Raw genomic sequence first — 17,841 nt, 5'->3', positions numbered from 1 at the left:
AAATATAAAAAGCACCCGCATGAACTCAAGGGTTCGCTGGTGCTTTCGGATAAATCGTAATCATCTGGTACATATAGTACACAAAGATGGCCATAAAAATAAGCGCACTGACCACGTTCGGTACGGTCATATATTTTAAAGCTACACTTAAGATCAAGGGCAGGGTACAAGCGTAGGCGGTCAGCTTCCACAACTGCTGATACGAAAGCTTTCTAGACAAAACTTTTCGCATGAGCAGGCTTCCACCGGCAAGAATTGAAACTCCCACAAGGATGAGAAAAACGATCAACAGAGGGTAGAATACGAGAAACTGTGCGATATACATTCCTCTGGAAACTTCTGTGACGTTCGTTTCTAAATACATAATCGATGTAACCATATCCGGTAAAAAGAGCAGCAGCAGCAACACGAACAAATAACCGATCGTGTGGGTGATCCCCTTACGGTTCAAATGGAACATCGCCTCTTTTTTCGGCAAACGCAAGCTGTTCAAAAGTGAGTCAAAAAACCCCATCATCTTCTCCTGCCTTATTCAGCGTAGATCGCTAGTTCTTCTTCGATTTTCGTACGGATTTTCTGCAAAGCTTCTTCGGGTGTCTTTCCAAATACCCGTTGATTATTGACAAGGGCGTACGGACGGACGGCACACATGCCGCAGAAGGATAGGCATTCACTAATGAGTACCGCTACTTCTGGATATTCGGATTCGATGATACTCTCAATATCCATTTCATTGATCAAATTCCCGTCACATACTTCCACAACGACAATTCCCATGGTGCGTCCTCCTTTCTAAGGTGTCAGTTTCGTTTATAAGCCCAAAATCGCACGTGCATCCTGCTCGTCCTGATGCATTTGTTCAATCAGCGCATCCATTCCGTCGAAGTTTTCTTCGCCGCGCATATGGCGCAGGAATTGGACGGTTACTTTATGGTCGTACAGATCTCCCGAGAAATCCAGCAGATACGCTTCCACTTTGTAGGAATCGCCATTCACTGTCGGGCGATAACCTGCGCTGATCAACGTATAATAATATTCTGGCGCTTCCTGTACTTTTTTTACGAGCCCGAGATAGACGCCCGGCTTCACTTTGACATAATCGTCAATTCCTCCGACATTTAAGGTCGGAAAGCCCAATTTACGCCCCAGCTGCTCGCCTTTTTCCACCGTACCAGTGATTTCAAATGGTCGCCCCAGCATAGCCTGTGCGGCCTCCATTCGTCCGTTCATGACATGATCACGTACATCAGTGCTGCTCACTTTCCGGTCATGAAGCATGACTCCCGGAACGATGGAAACTTCAGCCCCTATTTGATGACAGAGCTCAGCCAGCCCTTCAGCGTCCGAGCCTCTCCCTTTCCCGAACCGGAAATCCTCACCGACAATCACATGACGGACGTTCAACTTGTCCAAGTGGTGGAGCACGAATTCTTCAGGAGATGTCTTTGCATATTCTTTTGTAAAATGGACGTGATAATAACGATCGACACCGAACTGCTCCAGGCGGCTCTGGCGGTCTTCAATCGTAGACAGCGAATATTTGTATGATTCATCACCTCTCAGCACCCATTTCGGATGATCAGAAAAGCCATAGACAGCAATTTTGTCTTCCTCTGCTGCCAGTCTTTCTGCCTCCTGCAAAAGAGATTGATGCCCCAAATGTACGCCATCCATCTTACCGATGATCAATACGATGGGCTCTGAGTTGTGAGGCGGTTGTCCTTGTACTTCAATCATTTCCATTTGCAAAGCATCCCCTTCAACCTGTTGATTAAACCTATTAATTATATAATATCCACTCTTATTTAATCAACCTTTACACCTTTTTGCAATCATTCTGCCCTTAATTTGTTATGATGAACAAAAAACGGGGAGGAAAGACAAGGATGATTGATCATGCGAGAAGATTTGCATCCAACGCCCATGCGGGTCAAAAGCGTAAAAACTCATCGACCGCTTATATTGTCCATCCAATAAGAGTGGCGGAAATTTTGAACGAAGCAGGTTTTTCCGAGGCATTGATTTGTGCGGGCTTTCTGCACGATGTAGTCGAAGACACCCCCTACACCTTTGATGACATTGAGCATGAATTTGGAAAAGATGTCCGGGAACTCGTAGCCGCTCATACAGAAGATAAAAACAAATCATGGATGGAACGTAAGCAACAGACTATCCACACTCTATCATCAGCCCCGCTTGAAGTAAAAGCCTTGATTGTGGCGGATAAACTGGATAATCTGTCGTCGATCCAAAAAGATCGAAAAGTGTACGGAGAGAACATTTGGACGAACTTCAATGCAGGTTATGACCAACAGAAATGGTATTACCAGTCCATCGCTGACAACATGTTCAAGGAAATTGACCATAAATCGAGCCCTGCATTCTTCACAGAATACCAAAAATTAGTTGAACAAACGTTTGATTAAAACAATAAACATCCAGCCTCCTTTAGAGACTGGATGTTTTTACTGAGCTACTGATGGGAAATAACCTTCAATGATTTTTTCATCTGAATGAGGAATCTCTTCCCCTTTGACGATTTGGGCGTTATTGATACAGCCGCTCGTCAACAATATTATGTCTCCTTCTCCGCCAAGTTCCATGGATTGGCGAACCCCCTGCTCTCTCGTTAGAGTAGGGTGGATGTTTGGTGAATAAGGATCATTGAATCCCTTCATCACTTGATCAACGATGACTTGAGGGTCATGATATCCCGGGTGGTCAACGGTTACAATGACCTCGTCTGCTTTCCCCTCAATCGCTTTAGCCATCTTAGGCATCTTATTGAAATCCCGGATGCCGATCCCCGCAATCATAACGATCAATCGACGGTAATCCAGTTTTTTCACTTCTTCCAATAACCGGTTCAATGCAACCGGGGTATGGGCATAATCTAAGATCACTTTTTGATGGAGAGGGGTTTCAATGACTTGAAACCTTCCTTCAGGACCTTCCAGATCTTCCAGAACCTCAAGAACTTCCTGCCACGAAAAACCCAGGTGGAAAGCCGTTGCAATGGCTGCGAGTACATTCGCTACATTATAGGTTCCATAAACAGGGACCAGGACCCTTTTCGTCTCTCCTTGGTAATTGAGATCAAATAAAGACCCCTTTTCCGTCACGTCGATACGATCAGCCGTTAAATCAGCCTTTGGGTGCCCTTCAATGCTGTAGGTCAGGAGACCTTCCTCTCCCATGGAAACCAGCTCTTCCGCCATTCCATCATCATCTATGTTTACCACGCGTGTGTTCGCTTGCCGGAACAGGCGCATCTTACATTCTCGATAATGGTCAATTGTGCGGTGATACTCCAAATGCTCTTCCGAAAAGTTCGTATGGACGGCCACATCAAATTGAATGCCCTCTACCCTGCATTGGTCCAGAGCGATGGAAGATACCTCCATGACTGCCCCGTGATCATCAAGGTCTCTCAAATCCCTGAATATTCGGTGCAGATCTAAGGACTCCGGAGTCGTCGGTGTACTCTTTTTATACGCTAATTTCCTTTCGGACGACCAAATGCCTGTCGTACCAATGGAACCTGTAGGGAGACCGAGAAGCGTCAATAGGGAACGAATATAAGCCGTAACGGTCGTTTTTCCATTCGTACCTGTAACTCCGATGGTTTTCAGCTCTTCATCCGCTTGCTGGAAAAACTCCTTAGAGAACACAGCCATAGCCTCACGGACCTCATCTACAATTAGGAAGCTTGTCCGGTTGTAAGTCTCAGCTAATTCCCGAAGCCATGCTTCATTGCTGCCGATAATGGTGGAAGCCCCCAGCCCGATCGCTTCTTCGACATATTCATGGCCGTCAAAGCTCTCTCCTTTCAAACAAAAAAAAGCAGCTGCAGGTTCTACCCTTTTCGAATGGAAAGCAAGTGTTCCAATTTCTTGTTGCTCAGGGCCATATACCTGCTTGATATGAAGTTTTTTTATGTCTTTAAATTTTATCTTCATAGCCATTTTCCTCACTCTGTCTATATGATTTATCGTCGTCTTTTCATTGGGAAAGTATGTATAGAAGATAGCTTGTTTTAACGGAAACAAAGCCACTATTTACCGTATTATCATGAGGTACTTTTCCCTTTCCTTCAACTATTGCAAACGTAAAACCTACACATCCGCCAAAAAGGGTCCACTCTGACTACTTTTCTTCCAAATAAAACCACACCAGGTCATCCAATATTTGGATGACCTGGTGTGGCAAATATACCCATTTTTCTAGCTGTGAGGCTTTTTCTCACGACTTATGAATCGCTTAGTGGTGAAGGGCGTGATTAATGGTTTGCTGCAAGAGGCCCATGACATGTTCATCATCGTTAGAATAAAACAACGTCGTACCTGCTCTCCGGTATTTTACCAATCGAAGGTTTTTCAGAAAACGCAATTGGTGGGAAACCGTGGATTGTCGAAGTTCTAATGTATCGGAGATTTCATTGACGGACATTTCTTGTTCGCACAAAAGATGCAGAATTCTAATCCTTGTCGGATCGGATAACGCTTTAAATGTCTGAGAAACGACAAACAACGTTTCTTCATCCAATTCATGAACTTCCTTTTCTTCACGATCATTTACTTTCTTTTCATCTTCTCTCATATCATCTACACCTTCCTTATATGCGCGCCTATTCATGTACATTCAGAGTATGAGCAACCCCATCATTTGTCAATGTGTGCCAGGTCATGTTTTATTCATTGCAAAACGGGAAATTCAAAGGATGTGCACTGAAACAAATAATTTGGCATGTCCACTTATGAATATTAGGATAACACTTACTTAAAAGGAGGATGACAATCATGCCTAAGAAAGTTTTAATGGTCGTTACCAATCATGAAAAAATCACGGACGAGCAGCCAACGGGAATTTGGCTTTCTGAATTCGGTGAAGCGTATAACGAATTTCAACAACACGGATATGATGTAACCGTGGCAAGCCCTAAAGGCGGCGTAGCACCGGTAGACCCGGGAAGTGTTAGTGAAGATGAACCCCAGGAAATTCTGAATACTAAACCGCACTTAGAGAACACGACGCCAATCGCCGATGTAGAAGCGGAAGATTTCGATGCGATTTTCCTTCCAGGCGGACACGGAACAATGTTCGACTTTCCAGATAATGAAAAGCTGCAGAAACTCCTTCGCAACTTTTATGAAGCGGACAAGATTGTTGCAGCTGTTTGTCATGGACCTGCCGGGCTTGTAGGAGCCACACTATCCAACGGGGAACCTTTAGTGAAAGGGAAAACCGTCAATGCTTTCACAGATGCAGAAGAAGTAGAAACGACGCTCGACAAGCACATGCCTTTCCTGCTTGAAAGCAAATTGAATGAACTTGGTGCCACATTCGTCAGCGGACCGAACTGGTCAGAACATTATGAAGTAGACGGCAACCTGATTACCGGCCAAAACCCTCAATCAACAGAAGCTGTTGCAAAAGAAGTCGTGAAGCAACTGAGTTAATATGTAAAGGATCCTGTATGATCAGGATCCTTTTTTTATTCATCGTCGTCTTTCCAACGGCCGAACAAATACGCGTAGAGCTTTTGAGCGACACACACAAAAGAAGCGAGCCATAGGAGCAAGAGAGCGATGACGATCAACCCCTTTATCCATGTCAAACCTGTGACGAGTGTAAGGATGACAGCTGCAAATAAGGTTAAGGTTATGACAATATGCAGCACTACAGAAGACAGGATTCTAAAACTGTTGCTGATCCAGGCAGGCATCAAAAATCACCTCCTGCTCTACCATATGTGATAGAACAAAATCAGCTTGTACGTTTTGATAGATTGCATTAAAACGGGCTTTTCAACTAGGACCTTCACCAAAAGAATGGGTACTTCCCTAAGGAAATCTAAAAGAGATCCCATTATAAAAGTTAAACAATCGGTATGTTAAAATAAAAGCTACTTCACACCTGAGGAGAATGCAAAATGAAAAAAAGACTCGACCATATAGGCGTAGCCGTGCGCAACATAGAGGACAGCATCACATTTTACACAGAAGTTCTTGGCGGTACTCTGATTGACCGTTACCGGAGTGAAGCTCAAGGAGTGGAAAGTGAGATCGCCATCATTGACCTGAAGGGTGACCGGACTGAGCTATTGATGCCGACGAATAACACTACCTCTCCGATCGCACGTTTTATCAAGCAAAAAGGGAAAGGTGTCCATCACATTGCCTATGACGTAGGAGATCTGGATGCAGCGCTCGAAGAGTTGAAGACAAAGGGCATCCGAACGTTGGAATGGTCATTAAGGACGAATAAACATGGGCGCCGTCTCATCTACTTGAACCCGGCAGATACAGAGGGTACGATCATTGAATACTGTGATTATCCAAATCAATAAAAAATCCTTGCAGTAGCTGCTGCAAGGATTTTTTATACACACGATTATGAACGTAACGCTTCTCCTACATGATAGTCCGCTGGATCCAGCTCGGTTTCTTTGCCGAGAACCAAACGGGCAAGTTCTGCACCCAAATATGGCCCCGATGTAAGACCGGAAGCTCCAAGTCCATTGGCTACAAACAAGTTCTTCCACCCAGGGATCCCACCGAAAACCGGGAGGGAGCCGGGGGTGAATGGTCGAAAGCCGACCCGGGTTTCAACGAAAGTGCTGTCATACAGCCCCGGTGCTACGTCCAATGCTTTATCAAATACGTAATGAAGCCCGCCAACAGTGGACCTGCCATCGAATCCAGCATCCGTTTCATGAGTCGCTCCGATTACGACCCTGCCGCCTCCGAAGGATAGCATGTATTGATTATTGGGAGGCATGATGACCGGCCAGTCTTCCGTTTCTGTATCTGGAAGATCCAAGTGAACAATCTGGGCTTTTTGAGGGTGAACCAGAAATTCAATTCCGAGCGGAGCCAAGATAGCTTTCGACCATGCACCAGCAGTCACGATTACTTCATCCGCTTCGTGATGGACACCGTCCACTTCTACCGCTGTCACCTTATTCCCTTTATGGATAAGGGTGGCATCGCCTGCCACTCTTTTTACACCGTTTTTCTCTGCCACCCTAAGCAACGCATCTCTCAACTCCCGACCATTAACCCGGGCCGCGCCACTGACATGGATGGCCTCATAACCATCGGCAAGCGGAGGAAACATCCTTTTCGCTTCTTCAGGGGATAACCTCGTGATCTCTCCAATTTCAGGAGCGCCATCCTCCCGGCGCTTCAAGGCGCGTTCGATCGTTTTTTCAAGCTTCCCTTCATCCCTCTGCAGGCTGATCGCTCCAACACGCCGGTAGCCTGTCCGGGTTTCCCCTTCTTCTTCCAACTGACGAATCAACTCTGGATAGTAACGGGCGCCTCCTTTGACGAGACGGTACCATCTTTTGTTGCGGCGTTGTGCAAGCCACGGGCAGACGATTCCGGCAGCTGCTTCAGTCGCTTGTCCTTCATCTTTGCGGTCGATGATTTTCACCTCGACGCCTTCTTTCGCTAAGTGGTAAGCCGTAGATGCTCCAAGGACACCACCGCCTACGACGATATATTTCTTCATAGGTGAACACCTTTTCCTTCGTATTTTAAGTTCCATGACCATTGTATAGAAAAAGGCCCCCTTGCTCAAACCTCTGTGCCATTGTATGAAATCCTTCACTCATGCCAGCACTGGGGTTAGCCCCTCCAGCATTCACCTCCTTTTCCCTTGTCCTACCCCCCTGTTTCCTAATAGAGGAAATAACACGGCTTGCTCTCCGCATGGATGTGCACCATGATGTTTTGAAGTCCCCAATACTGTAAAAAAGGAAAACCCCCTTGAACAGTCAATCCAAGGGGGTTTTCCTTTATTTACATTGGTTGCATAAATAGGTGTAACAGGCTTCAATATCACTGACGCAGTCATGAATGCCATCACCTTCAATTTCTATCAAAGCAAAAGGGTTCAACGTAATGGTATAGGAGGCAATGCGTATGTTTGGGTTCTCCTCCGTCAATTTCTGAAGTTCCATATAAACGGGATCCCGTTCCATTTCGACGAAGTCAAACCAACTCGCCTGTTCCATAACGCCACTCCTTTACGAATGTTCTCCATAAGAACTATTCGTCAAAAGGAAGAAAAATCCTCTTATCCTGTGATGACTTCTACTTCCCATTGATCGTTCACATATAGACCAATGACATCTACATTAAAGCCCCAGGACTTCACAAGGTTTACCGATTCTTTGATCTGGCCTGCCTTTTCTTCACGATCGACCGGGTTTCCTGCACAGTTGTAGTGACCGACGACAGCTACTACGCCCGAACCGTGCTTATCTACGGAAATATCGATTTTCGTTTTAACTGCGGACCGTTGATCTTCAGATCCTTCCAACAAGAACTTCGTCGGTCCTGCTTCTGTGATCATATCGATATACTCCGTACCGTAACGTTCCTGCATCCAGTGAATAACAGGCAGCTGAACACGGCCGTCCATACAGTTTATAGCGGTTGCAAAAGTTTTTTCTGACATCATGAATCCCTCCAAATTAAATTTCTGTATATATTTTATCATAACAAAAAGCAGCAGGAATGAATCTCCTGCTGCTTCTTATTACTGGATTCCCTCGATTTGCATGCTTTCAACTGTCGCCGTACCATTCTCACGGATACGGGCCTGCATCTCCACCTGATCGCCTTCTTTAAGGAAGATCGCCAGTGGCGCTTTACTTGTATTAACCGTATAGATGGTCGTGTCCCCTTCCAAAATAAATTGGACAGATTGTCTGGAGTCCGTGGATGTGACAAGAACACGGTTGATCTCCCCTGACATCTCGGTTAAATCCACTCCTTGGCTCCCTTCGACACTGCTCGGATCCTGGGCGATTTGCAGCCGGTAAGCATTCAACGTCTGTTTCGCTGTATCACCGAATACTGCAAAGTCTGAGTCTGCAGCCTTAATATAGGCATACTGCTTGAACAAGCCATTCGGGTCGAGGACGTTCACAATCCAAGTCGGATGGCCATCCACATTATAGAGAACAGGCATCGTTCCCGTCCAGTTCTTTTCCGGGTACTGTTTGTTGACGATCTGCACCGCTCCTTTGCTGTCCATTATGCCCTGGTTTTGCTGCCCGTTATAGTAGGTCAGCTCACCTGTCCGAGCATTGATCAGCGTGTAGCCTAGCGCTGAATCGATGTTCTCCTTCGGTGAAGCCATATCGGTAAAGTAGAACATCTCCCCGTCTTCATTGAAAATCGGCGTGACACTACTCTCTGTGCCTGATTCATTCGGAATCTTAACATCTTTTTTCCCGAACAAAGAATTCAACCACCCATTTACGTATTTTCCGAAGAACTCATTTTCAGTTGCGGCAAGTTCAGAACTGACGGATCCCTCTACGAATTCCGGAGCATCTGCAGAATCGTAAGTCTCTACATTTCCTGTGACCGGGTCCACAATGGCAACTTTTATATCATCAAGGTCCGGACGGTTGGAAAACAGAAGAGGCTTATAAATGGTTTGAACATACCATGGTTTTCCTTCATCATCGATTTCGATTTGAGCATCTCCACTTTGAATGTAGTCAGGATGCTTTCCATAGACAAGACGTTGAACATTATGATTGAAAAAGCTTGAGTTCGTATACCTCATTTTGTTCGGTACAAATTCAGGCTGGGCGTTGATATTCGTAGCGGTTATGGTAAAGTACCCTTCTGTTTCTTTGCCTCGTAAATACCGCCAGAAGCTCGTGAATTCAACCGGCGCGACATAAACAATATCTCCTTGGACTTGTTGCGCCTGCAGTTTACCTAAATCATAAAATTGTGTATTCGGAACGACGCTCATCGCCTTCTGCACTTTGTTTCTGGCAGATTCCGGAGCGACAGAAATCGGTGTGTTCTCTTCATTCAAAGGACGTGCTTCCTCTTCTTCTGACTTCGTAATGCTGTCATAGCTGTCCTGCAAGGCCAAAATACTATACACGAAAACACCGATGACCGCGACTGCAACTCCGATTACTACAATCCCCGACAAGGACCTGTGCATCGTTTGGTATTGAACCGGCACCCTGGCTCCCCCGTATACCAAAGGTACAAAAAGAACCGCGACAATCACGTTGAGAATCAGCATATTCGGTACCGTAATCGTCGGCATGAAAGCATAGACGACAAAGAACATGACGATCATCCCGAAAATCAGGACTCCGAGAAAGGTCTTCATTATTTTCTTTCTTCTCATTCGATTTTTCACATAGACGATTATCGATAACGCTAAAAATAATAGAAAAGATAAAACCGTTGTCAGTAACATTCCAATCATTATGTATCCTCCTTTTTTTCCTCATTCTCTTTACGTTTGGAATAACCATTATGTTTCAATTATATGTAGCATCAAGAAAAAAAGCAGAACCTTTACGTTCTGCTTTTCTTTTTAAGGTAATCGGCAAGACCCATAGCGCATACTTCCATATCCAGTTTTAAAATCGAGTACACTTCGTGGTCTTCCGGAATTCCTTTTTCATCCAAATAGGAAGATACCCGGCGGTGAAGTCGCTGCTGAATCCCTTTCAACCCCTCGCCTTGTTCCAACGCATCCTTCGCTTCACTCACAAAAATAGGAACCCAGCTGCTTACTTGGTCAAACGTTTGATCAGGCTGTTCTGTTTTTCCGAAATGACCAAAATACAGACAGTCAGGGTCAAGCTTGCGAAAGCGGTCGATGCTTGCGATTGTTGCCTCAGGATCGAACTGATTAGGCGAGGTCGATGGTAAATAAAACGTCAAACCATGGTCTTCCGTCTGATGATAACGGATACCAGCTGTATCTCCCGTGAAGATGCCATTGCTTCTTGAATCGAAAATACCGAAGTGATGCTTAGCATGACCCGGAGTGTCATAAAAAGTAAGGGTACGATCCTGCCCGAGTACGAGCGAGTCTCCGTCCTGCCTGGTTTCGAGTCTGTCTTCCGTTATAGGAAGGATCGGATCGAACAGTTTATCAAAAGCTTCGCCATAAACCGCTTTTGCCCCTTGAATCAACCGGGAGGGATCGGCCAGATGCCTTTGACCTTTTTCATGGACGATGACCTTTGCATTCGGACACTCTTCCATTAACAGACCTGCTCCACCTGCATGATCCAGGTGAATATGGGTCAGCACGACATAAGCAATGTCCCCTTTCGATATATTCAGCTCTTCCAAACCTGCCAGCACCCTCGGCACAGAGGGGCTCGGACCTGTCTCAATCAAAGTGATTGCATCCCCCATCAATACGTATGTACCGGTACGTCCTTCAAACCCCATATCATAGCCGTCAATCAAATAAACACCATGATCTAAATCCATGGGCGCTCGTTTTTTCAAATCGCTTCACCTCACCTTATGAATTACTTTCAGTTTACTAGATAATGACAGCGCTTTCCAAAAAGAAAGGATTTTTTGTCAAGAAAGGTACTTTTTGAGTAGGTCAGAACGCCAGGAGGAGATGGCAGAGGGAAAGGAGTATTCGAGGGCGAGTCACACTTTTGGGCTGGGTGAATATCATGGATGTTGAGGAGATGGTTAAAATGACAGAAGAACGCAACATGCACCAACAAGGTCATACGCAGCCTTCCTATCAGCAATGCAATAAAATGAAGTACTACCACGTCATGGTCGAAACGAAAGATGGACGTCAATTTGATGGCATCATCACCGAGGTAGACCATGATCAGATGACGATCTTGATCAGCGAAGATGTTATGGTCGATGAAAATGGCAACACCACAGAAGAGAGGCAGTATGGCTATGGACGACGACGTGCCCGTCGCTTCCGCCGTGAAGTCTTACCTATTGCAGGACTGGCGACGCTTGCGCTGTTCCCATATTTCGCCCGGCCTTATCCTTATTACTACCCGTATCCCTACCCTTACCCATATTACTATTAATTCACTTCCCGGCCGGATGTCCCCTTATCTCATTACATGGAATAATTTACCGTACCAGGTCATCCATATTATGGAATATCTGGTACGGCATTTTTATGTGCTGAGTACGTTTTTTTCGATTTGTTTCATTTCGTAGAAGTAGCCCTGTTTTTCCATCAGCTTCGTATAATCACCTGTTTCTACGACTTTTCCGTCGTCCATGACTATGATTTGATCCATCTTTTCAAGCCCGCTCAAACGGTGGCTGATGACGATGACGGTATCCTCTGCTGCACGTTTGTACAAATGGTTAAAAATCATGCGTTCAGTGAGAGCATCCACCGAGGAGGTCGGTTCGTCAAGGAGCCATAATCGCTTGCCTTTCAGAAAAGCCCTAGCGATGGACAGGCGTTGACGCTCCCCGCCTGAAAGGTTTTCCCCTTTTTCAAACACAAGTTGATCAAGACTCAGGTCCAAGCCGACTTCTTCCAGCACGTTGTGCATCTCATCATCCGGGATATCCGTGGCGGCAAGTGCGAGGTTTTCCCTGACTGTTCCGTAAAAGTAATGGTTCTCTTGGAGAATGACATTACTGTTCCCCCACACACTTTCTTCAGACACGTCCATCAGGTTTTGCCCTGAAATATGAACGGATCCATCAACAGGGGCTTGGAACTTCATGAACAATTGCAGCAGCGTGGACTTTCCGGACCCGCTGGCACCGACGATAGCATTTTTGCTTCCTGCAGGAATTGTGAGGCTTACATCCCTTAATGCCTCTCGTTCCTCCTCAGGGAATCGGTACCGGACATGAGAAACCTCCAGATTGGGCGCATGGAGGGCAGAGATTTCCCCGGAACCCTGGCCCGCCTCTTCTTTCTCCCCGATTGAAAAGAGTCGCTCAGAAGCCCTCCTGCTGTCTTCCAGATGAGTGGGAAGGACAGCCATAGGTGCGGCATTCTCAAAGACCGTCAAAGAAATCATGACGAGCATCGCCAGGAAAAGGCCGTTCAAGTCCCCTTCCGCTACGAGAAAGGCACCAAGACCTGTGACAATCCACGAGACGATCAATGTCGCAAATGTATTCCAGGAGTGGCTCGAAAGCATCTGCAGTCTCTCGCGTTCTTCTTTTTTTACATAATCATCCGCGGCCTGCAGCAGCACCTTTTTTTTGTTCTCCAGCTGCTGATGGATTTTCAAATCTCGGAAACCATGCAGCAGTTCAGCAGATTCTGTGGAAAGCTGACCACGGACATGCCTGACTTTATTGGCAACTTTTCGCTGCTTGATGGTGTACCAGGCTGGGATGAGAATCCCAGTGACGAGCAGTCCCAGGAAAAATACCAGGGCTACTGCCCGGGAGAAAATTCCTGTAAAGACGATGGTCCCCAAAAATACGATGACAAGAACTACCGGCGGATAATAGACACGCAGAAAGAAATTTTGGAGACTTTCCACATCGCCGACGATTCTTGATAGTAAATCACCACTCCGATACTTTTGAAAAATCCTCGGGGCGTGCGGTTCGAGTTTTTTGTAAAAAGCAAGGCGCAGGTTGCCGAGAATCGTAAACGTCGCCCGGTGAGAAAAATACCGCTCGGCATAACGCCCGAGTGCACGGGCAAAGCCGAACAATTTCAAAAAGGCAATCAGAACGGTCAGTGCATACAACGGAGGCATAAGCGCCGCTTTTGATATTAAATATCCACTGGCTCCAAACAGACCGACCGCCGATATTCCAGCAAGAAACCCGAAGACGACAGAGAGCACAATATCTTTCTTTTCTGTTACGACCAGACGGATAACTTCCTTCAGTTCATTCATAGAGAGTTCCCTCCTTGATGGACGGTCACCATTTCCTTATATTCCTTCACACTCTGGAATAATTCACCATGTGTCCCTTTGCCAATAATCCGGCCGTGATCGAGCATAAGAATTTGATCGGCGTGCCGGATGGTGTGCATCCGGTGGGCAACAGTGATGATCGATGCCATTTCGGACAGCTCTTCCATGGATGCCTGCAGCACCCGCTCTGTTTTCAGGTCGAGACCTGTCGTCGGTTCATCAAACAAAATGATGGAAGGCCGCTTCAAGAACGTCCGTGCCAGGGCCAACCGTTGCTTCTCTCCTCCAGAAAGTCCCCTTCCTGCTTCACCAACAGGGGTGTCGTAACCTTTTTCCAGAGAAGATATGAGGTCATGAATTCCTGCTTTCTCAGCTGCCTTTTGAATTTCTTCGATCGAATGATTTCCTCTCCCTCCGATGGCAATATTTTCTGCAATGGTCCCGGAAAAGAGATAAGGGTGCTGGGAAATGTAGCTCACCTGACCAAACCAGTTTTCTTCCTCGTAATCAAACAGCGAACGGCCATCGACGAATATGGACCCTGAAGATGGTGGAGCTAACCCGCCTAGCAAATGAAGAAGAGTGGATTTACCGGAACCGCTCTTTCCTACAATGGCGGTCTGAGTGAAAGGAGCAACCGTTGCCGATAAACCTTTCAATTCGAAGCCCTGCTCATAGCGAAAGCCCACTTGATCCAGTTTGATTTCAGGAGGAATCCCTTCCTTTAATTTTCCACTTCCAAAGCTTATTTGCTGCTCTTCATTCTCAAGCTCAGTCGTCAGCTGATTGACAGCCCCCGAAGCCCCTCTTCCTGTATGAAAAGCGCTCCCGAAGTCTTTCAAAGTCAAGTAAAATTCAGGGGCGAGAATGAGGATGAAAAAGGCGGTGAAGAAGGAGACACTCTCATATACGACAAGTCGGATAGCAATCTCCAAGGCAATTAATCCGATACTGAGCATGGAGATGAACTCAAGCATCAAGGAAGAAACGAAAGCCACTTTCAACACTTCCATCGTCGCATCACGGAAGCCCAGGCTGCTTTTTTCCATCTCCTGTTCCTGCTGTTTTGATCGTCCAAAAAGTTTTAAAGTCGTCAGACCCTGGAGCGTATCAAGGAACTTCCCAGAGAACGTGTTCAACTTCTCCATCTGCTCTTCTGATTTCTTTTTAGTCATCACGCCGATTATTGCCATGAAAAGCGGAATGAAAGGAGCTGTGATGATCATGATTAAACCAGAATAAAAATGCTGGGTAAATACGACGATAAGGATCATCAAAGGGATGATCATGGTCTGTATCATTTGTGGAATATAGCTGCTGAAATATCCATCCACCTCATCCACAGCATCCATCAGTACACTCACTTTCCTTCCCGACTGACCATGTAAGGAGGACTGGACAGGATTACGCGTGTATTTGTCTATGACGGACTGACGGAAATGCCGTTTCGCTTTGGAAGCAAGTGCAACGCCTGTCCGTCCGTTCAACCACGTAAATAGGGACCGGCCGGCGAGCACGATGAGGAGTCCTCCCAGAAGAGGAAAAACATCTCGGAATCGCTGCTCCTCAAGAAAAATACGATCGACGATGGCTACAAAAAAATAAGACTGACCAATGATCATCGCACCGATCAATATCGAGGTGAGGACCAAAAGCATGAGAACTTTGCGATCTGCGAAAGCAAATCTCTTGAGGTGTTTCATCTATATAAAACCCCTTATCAACCTTTTTTGTGAAAACTTTCACATTACCTTCATTATAAATCATCAGCCAAAGGATTGCTAAATGTAAAACAGATGATTCTATGACAATTCTATAACATCGTCCCCTTAATAAACACCACCCATACCTCCTTCACTGATCAAAAGAATCGCCTCATCCCCCTTATCCAAATGAAAGAGAAATAGAGTCTCAGGCAACTTGAGTGAATGCCTGGACGTTTACATATTTGCCGAACGATATACAAAAAAAGACCAGCCATAAGCTGATCTTTCCTTCCTTTAGTACCCTGCAGGTGATATATCGTAGATCTTCCATTGTCCTTGAGTTTTACGAAGCTTATATACGGCCTCATCTGAATACGAATAAGTCTTCGATCTCTCCCCCCCACTATGATCAGTGCGAGTGATCGTTACATCATACTCCCCCTCATCAATTCTCGCTTCTGCAAAATAGTTGGAGAGATGCGTGATCTCAGGAGAGGGAGTTTCTGTAGAATCGAACGAATACGTCACGCCTTCATCTTCTATTGCCAGAGTATCATAATGCGTACGGATAGATTGTATGACCTCATAGTATCCCATCGTTTTCTTCTCGAGATCAGCAAGTCCCTCTGTATCCTCAGTGTCCAGGGAAGTCTTGTGCTTATCATTATAAGCATCCACTAAAGCTATTGCGTCCGCTTTATCGCCCTTCTCTGGACGGTCTTTATCCATCGCACGTTTAATCATGACAACAGACTCTGCCCGGGTCGCTTTTCTGTTCGGATTAAAGGTGGTAGCTGTGGTACCCGCTACGATTCCTGCCCGGCTGGCCTGGTCGATCGTAGCATCTGCCCAATGTCCTTCCGTGTCTGTGAAGTTTTTAGGTTCCCCTTCCGAGAAATCAATCCCTTCTTCGAAACCTCTCACAAGTATTGAAGCAATCTCGGCGCGTGTAATCGGACGGTTCGGTTCAAATGTATTGTTTCCGACTCCATGAACAAGTTGATTCGATGCCGCTATATACACACTGTCTTTGTACCATCCATCTTTCACGTCTACGAAATTGACCGTACCGTCGTTCATTTCAAGCTCCAGGGCGCGATTTAAAATGGAAACAAATTCTGCGCGTGTGATCGAGGCGTCCGGTTTCATCTCATGAGTGCCATCTTCTTGTTTGTACCCTTGAAGTAACGAGGAATGATTGAACTGAATCAATTCTTCTTCAGCCCAATGGTTTTCAATATCTATCGGATTATATGTATCCGCATGGATCCCAGTCTGAGGCAACATTAATGCGCCCAAGAGCACCAATCCAAATAATTTCTTTTTCATATATTTCAACCTTTCTTGCCTCCATAAGTAGGCTGACACTAGTCTATCACACGCCTGAAGGAATCTGGCCAAAGGTTGTCTATTGAGGGCGCACTTCCGCAATCAATACCCCACAAGTGCGGCAAACCTTTTCCTCAGAAAGATGAAATCAAAAACTCTCCCGTGTGCTACCTGCTAATTTGCCTGGCCCGTAAGGACAAGCCACACCATATATAAAAGAGTCAGCACCCCGAATGCCCCCTTTTTCTTCTAGATCCCTTTTTGTTTTTTTCAGCTACCTGTATGTAAAAACATGTCTAGTTACATAGATTCGTTAATTTTGTTAATAAAAAATTTAACTTTTTGAACGTTCTTTACAGTAACAAGGCAGATGAAGCTTGTCAAAGTATAATTTTTTTTAAATAGGCTATAACCTATGAGATGATAGGGGTTAAGGCGAATTTTAAAAATTATTGATTTTGACAAGCTTTTTTTATTCGTTAAGATAAAGCTTGTAAAGAAAAAATTTAATAAAGTTTATTGCTTTTACGCCTGTGAGGAGGTTTTTAATGACAAATCATCATGAGGACAGCTCCAGACAGACCATTGAGCATGCTAAAGGTCTTGTGATTGACTCCATTGCAGAAACGATGGATTTGTATGGAGTGACCCGGAGTGCAGGCACTTTGTATGGAACGATGTACTTCGAGGACGATATGACACTGGATGAAATGCGTGAAAAACTTGGAATGAGTAAGCCAAGCATGAGTACCGGAGTGAAAAAACTCCAGAATTACAATATTGTCAAGCAGACGTTCCGTAAGGGGACACGCAGGCAGACTTTTGTTGCTGAGAAAGATTTCTTTAACTTCTTCTCCAATTTTTTCACGAAAAAATGGTTAAGAGAAGCTAAAACCAATCTGGACGCGATCAAACTCGCTCAGAAAGAATTGATTGACCTTATTCAAGACACCGACACACATTCAGACATGAAACAGGAAGCTGAAGAAATCTTTCAGCAGCTCGAAGCATCCAAACCCTATTATCATTGGCTGCAGAAGCTCGTAGACTCCATTGAGAGCGGAGAAATTTTCGATTTTCTTCCTGTCGACCAAGAACAATAATAAAAAACCTCTCTGA

Annotated in this window: 19 protein-coding genes; 5 read left to right on the top strand and 14 right to left on the bottom strand. The window is 45.4% G+C overall.

All coding sequences use genetic code 11. The features are described from left to right. Nucleotides 1-25: 25 nt before the first annotated feature. Genes ACXADE_RS01000 through ACXADE_RS00990 form a run of 3 tightly spaced genes read right to left on the bottom strand, consistent with a single transcriptional unit; the run spans nt 26 to nt 1,743 of the window. On the bottom strand, nt 26-514 hold the full coding sequence (locus ACXADE_RS01000) for a DUF1189 family protein (RefSeq protein ID WP_474978657.1): 489 nt from the start codon (nt 512-514) through the stop codon (nt 26-28). A gap of 14 nt (nt 515-528) precedes the next feature. After that, complete coding sequence (locus tag ACXADE_RS00995; protein ID WP_474978656.1) at nt 529-777, bottom strand: YuzB family protein; 249 nt, start codon at nt 775-777, stop codon at nt 529-531. A 33-nt stretch (nt 778-810) separates the two neighbouring features. Further along, the gene (locus ACXADE_RS00990; RefSeq protein ID WP_474978655.1) at nt 811-1,743 is read right to left on the bottom strand and encodes a bifunctional riboflavin kinase/FAD synthetase; all 933 of its coding nucleotides are present in this window, start codon (nt 1,741-1,743) and stop codon (nt 811-813) included. Between the two features lie 143 nt (nt 1,744-1,886). On the opposite strand from ACXADE_RS00990, the gene ACXADE_RS00985 reads away from it, so the two are divergent. Then, nucleotides 1,887-2,426, top strand: a complete 540-nt coding sequence (locus tag ACXADE_RS00985; protein WP_474978654.1) for an HD domain-containing protein — start codon at nt 1,887-1,889, stop codon at nt 2,424-2,426. Between the two features lie 39 nt (nt 2,427-2,465). On the opposite strand, the gene ACXADE_RS00980 is transcribed toward ACXADE_RS00985, so the two are convergent. After that, nucleotides 2,466-3,959: a UDP-N-acetylmuramoyl-L-alanyl-D-glutamate--2,6-diaminopimelate ligase gene (locus ACXADE_RS00980; RefSeq protein ID WP_474978653.1), complete on the bottom strand. Its 1,494-nt coding sequence runs from the start codon at nt 3,957-3,959 to the stop codon at nt 2,466-2,468. 301 nt (nt 3,960-4,260) lie between these two features. Beyond that, nucleotides 4,261-4,599, bottom strand: coding sequence for an ArsR/SmtB family transcription factor (locus ACXADE_RS00975; protein ID WP_474978652.1), 339 nt, complete (start codon nt 4,597-4,599; stop codon nt 4,261-4,263). A 200-nt stretch (nt 4,600-4,799) separates the two neighbouring features. Here ACXADE_RS00975 and ACXADE_RS00970 point away from each other — a divergent pair, with 200 nt between their 5' ends. Further along, nucleotides 4,800-5,459, top strand: coding sequence for a type 1 glutamine amidotransferase domain-containing protein (locus ACXADE_RS00970; RefSeq protein ID WP_474978651.1), 660 nt, complete (start codon nt 4,800-4,802; stop codon nt 5,457-5,459). A gap of 35 nt (nt 5,460-5,494) precedes the next feature. Here the strand turns inward: ACXADE_RS00970 and ACXADE_RS00965 are convergent, their stop codons facing one another. Beyond that, nucleotides 5,495-5,725, bottom strand: a complete 231-nt coding sequence (locus ACXADE_RS00965) for a hypothetical protein (protein WP_474978650.1) — start codon at nt 5,723-5,725, stop codon at nt 5,495-5,497. A gap of 207 nt (nt 5,726-5,932) precedes the next feature. Between ACXADE_RS00965 and ACXADE_RS00960 the strand changes: the two genes are divergently transcribed. Continuing rightward, nucleotides 5,933-6,349, top strand: coding sequence for a VOC family protein (locus ACXADE_RS00960; RefSeq protein ID WP_474978649.1), 417 nt, complete (start codon nt 5,933-5,935; stop codon nt 6,347-6,349). 44 nt (nt 6,350-6,393) lie between these two features. On the opposite strand, the gene ACXADE_RS00955 is transcribed toward ACXADE_RS00960, so the two are convergent. From ACXADE_RS00955 to ACXADE_RS00935, 5 genes are all read right to left on the bottom strand, one after another. After that, nucleotides 6,394-7,515, bottom strand: coding sequence for an NAD(P)/FAD-dependent oxidoreductase (locus ACXADE_RS00955; RefSeq protein ID WP_474978648.1), 1,122 nt, complete (start codon nt 7,513-7,515; stop codon nt 6,394-6,396). A gap of 286 nt (nt 7,516-7,801) precedes the next feature. After that, on the bottom strand, nt 7,802-8,020 hold the full coding sequence (locus tag ACXADE_RS00950; protein WP_474978647.1) for a hypothetical protein: 219 nt from the start codon (nt 8,018-8,020) through the stop codon (nt 7,802-7,804). 62 nt (nt 8,021-8,082) lie between these two features. After that, a complete protein-coding gene (locus ACXADE_RS00945) occupies nt 8,083-8,466 on the bottom strand; it encodes a carbonic anhydrase (protein WP_474978646.1) in 384 nt (127 codons plus the stop codon). Between the two features lie 81 nt (nt 8,467-8,547). Beyond that, entirely contained in the window at nt 8,548-10,257 is a 1,710-nt protein-coding gene (locus ACXADE_RS00940; RefSeq protein WP_474978645.1) for a DNA-binding protein, read from the bottom strand. A gap of 92 nt (nt 10,258-10,349) precedes the next feature. Beyond that, entirely contained in the window at nt 10,350-11,300 is a 951-nt protein-coding gene (locus ACXADE_RS00935) for an MBL fold metallo-hydrolase (RefSeq protein ID WP_474978644.1), read from the bottom strand. A 203-nt stretch (nt 11,301-11,503) separates the two neighbouring features. Here ACXADE_RS00935 and ACXADE_RS00930 point away from each other — a divergent pair, with 203 nt between their 5' ends. Then, nucleotides 11,504-11,863, top strand: a complete 360-nt coding sequence (locus ACXADE_RS00930; protein WP_474978643.1) for an LSm family protein — start codon at nt 11,504-11,506, stop codon at nt 11,861-11,863. A 93-nt stretch (nt 11,864-11,956) separates the two neighbouring features. On the opposite strand, the gene cydC is transcribed toward ACXADE_RS00930, so the two are convergent. The 3 genes from cydC to ACXADE_RS00915 all read right to left on the bottom strand — a co-directional run bounded on the left by cydC (nt 11,957) and on the right by ACXADE_RS00915 (nt 16,722). Next, a complete protein-coding gene (cydC, locus tag ACXADE_RS00925; RefSeq protein ID WP_474978642.1) occupies nt 11,957-13,666 on the bottom strand; it encodes a thiol reductant ABC exporter subunit CydC in 1,710 nt (569 codons plus the stop codon). Then, nucleotides 13,663-15,390, bottom strand: coding sequence for a thiol reductant ABC exporter subunit CydD (gene cydD / locus ACXADE_RS00920; RefSeq protein ID WP_474978641.1), 1,728 nt, complete (start codon nt 15,388-15,390; stop codon nt 13,663-13,665). The genes cydC and cydD overlap by 4 nt, the downstream gene beginning before the upstream one ends. Nucleotides 15,391-15,687: 297 nt before the next feature. Beyond that, entirely contained in the window at nt 15,688-16,722 is a 1,035-nt protein-coding gene (locus ACXADE_RS00915; RefSeq protein WP_474978640.1) for an S-layer homology domain-containing protein, read from the bottom strand. A gap of 548 nt (nt 16,723-17,270) precedes the next feature. On the opposite strand from ACXADE_RS00915, the gene cudC reads away from it, so the two are divergent. Then, entirely contained in the window at nt 17,271-17,825 is a 555-nt protein-coding gene (gene cudC / locus ACXADE_RS00910; RefSeq protein ID WP_474978639.1) for a choline uptake/conversion transcriptional regulator CudC, read from the top strand. Nucleotides 17,826-17,841: the final 16 nt, after the last annotated feature.

Source organism: Halobacillus sp. ABR2_026 (genome assembly GCF_056158545.1).
This window is presented reverse-complemented; position numbering and strand designations above follow the sequence as displayed.

Bases quoted from the DNA above. Each gene is read 5' to 3' on its own strand.
- ACXADE_RS00965 (WP_474978650.1), bottom strand. From the start codon at position 5,725: ATGCCTGCCTGGATCAGCAACAGTTTTAGAATCCTGTCTTCTGTAGTG.
- ACXADE_RS00960 (WP_474978649.1), top strand. From the start codon at position 5,933: ATGAAAAAAAGACTCGACCATATAGGCGTAGCCGTGCGCAACATAGAG.
- ACXADE_RS00970 (WP_474978651.1), top strand. From the start codon at position 4,800: ATGCCTAAGAAAGTTTTAATGGTCGTTACCAATCATGAAAAAATCACG.
- ACXADE_RS00975 (WP_474978652.1), bottom strand. From the start codon at position 4,599: ATGAGAGAAGATGAAAAGAAAGTAAATGATCGTGAAGAAAAGGAAGTT.
- ACXADE_RS00995 (WP_474978656.1), bottom strand. From the start codon at position 777: ATGGGAATTGTCGTTGTGGAAGTATGTGACGGGAATTTGATCAATGAA.
- ACXADE_RS00950 (WP_474978647.1), bottom strand. From the start codon at position 8,020: ATGGAACAGGCGAGTTGGTTTGACTTCGTCGAAATGGAACGGGATCCC.
- ACXADE_RS00955 (WP_474978648.1), bottom strand. From the start codon at position 7,515: ATGAAGAAATATATCGTCGTAGGCGGTGGTGTCCTTGGAGCATCTACG.
- ACXADE_RS00915 (WP_474978640.1), bottom strand. From the start codon at position 16,722: ATGAAAAAGAAATTATTTGGATTGGTGCTCTTGGGCGCATTAATGTTG.
- ACXADE_RS00930 (WP_474978643.1), top strand. From the start codon at position 11,504: ATGACAGAAGAACGCAACATGCACCAACAAGGTCATACGCAGCCTTCC.
- cudC (WP_474978639.1), top strand. From the start codon at position 17,271: ATGACAAATCATCATGAGGACAGCTCCAGACAGACCATTGAGCATGCT.
- ACXADE_RS00945 (WP_474978646.1), bottom strand. From the start codon at position 8,466: ATGTCAGAAAAAACTTTTGCAACCGCTATAAACTGTATGGACGGCCGT.
- cydC (WP_474978642.1), bottom strand. From the start codon at position 13,666: ATGAATGAACTGAAGGAAGTTATCCGTCTGGTCGTAACAGAAAAGAAA.
- ACXADE_RS01000 (WP_474978657.1), bottom strand. From the start codon at position 514: ATGGGGTTTTTTGACTCACTTTTGAACAGCTTGCGTTTGCCGAAAAAA.
- ACXADE_RS00990 (WP_474978655.1), bottom strand. From the start codon at position 1,743: ATGGAAATGATTGAAGTACAAGGACAACCGCCTCACAACTCAGAGCCC.
- ACXADE_RS00940 (WP_474978645.1), bottom strand. From the start codon at position 10,257: ATGATTGGAATGTTACTGACAACGGTTTTATCTTTTCTATTATTTTTA.
- ACXADE_RS00985 (WP_474978654.1), top strand. From the start codon at position 1,887: ATGATTGATCATGCGAGAAGATTTGCATCCAACGCCCATGCGGGTCAA.
- cydD (WP_474978641.1), bottom strand. From the start codon at position 15,390: ATGAAACACCTCAAGAGATTTGCTTTCGCAGATCGCAAAGTTCTCATG.
- ACXADE_RS00980 (WP_474978653.1), bottom strand. From the start codon at position 3,959: ATGAAGATAAAATTTAAAGACATAAAAAAACTTCATATCAAGCAGGTA.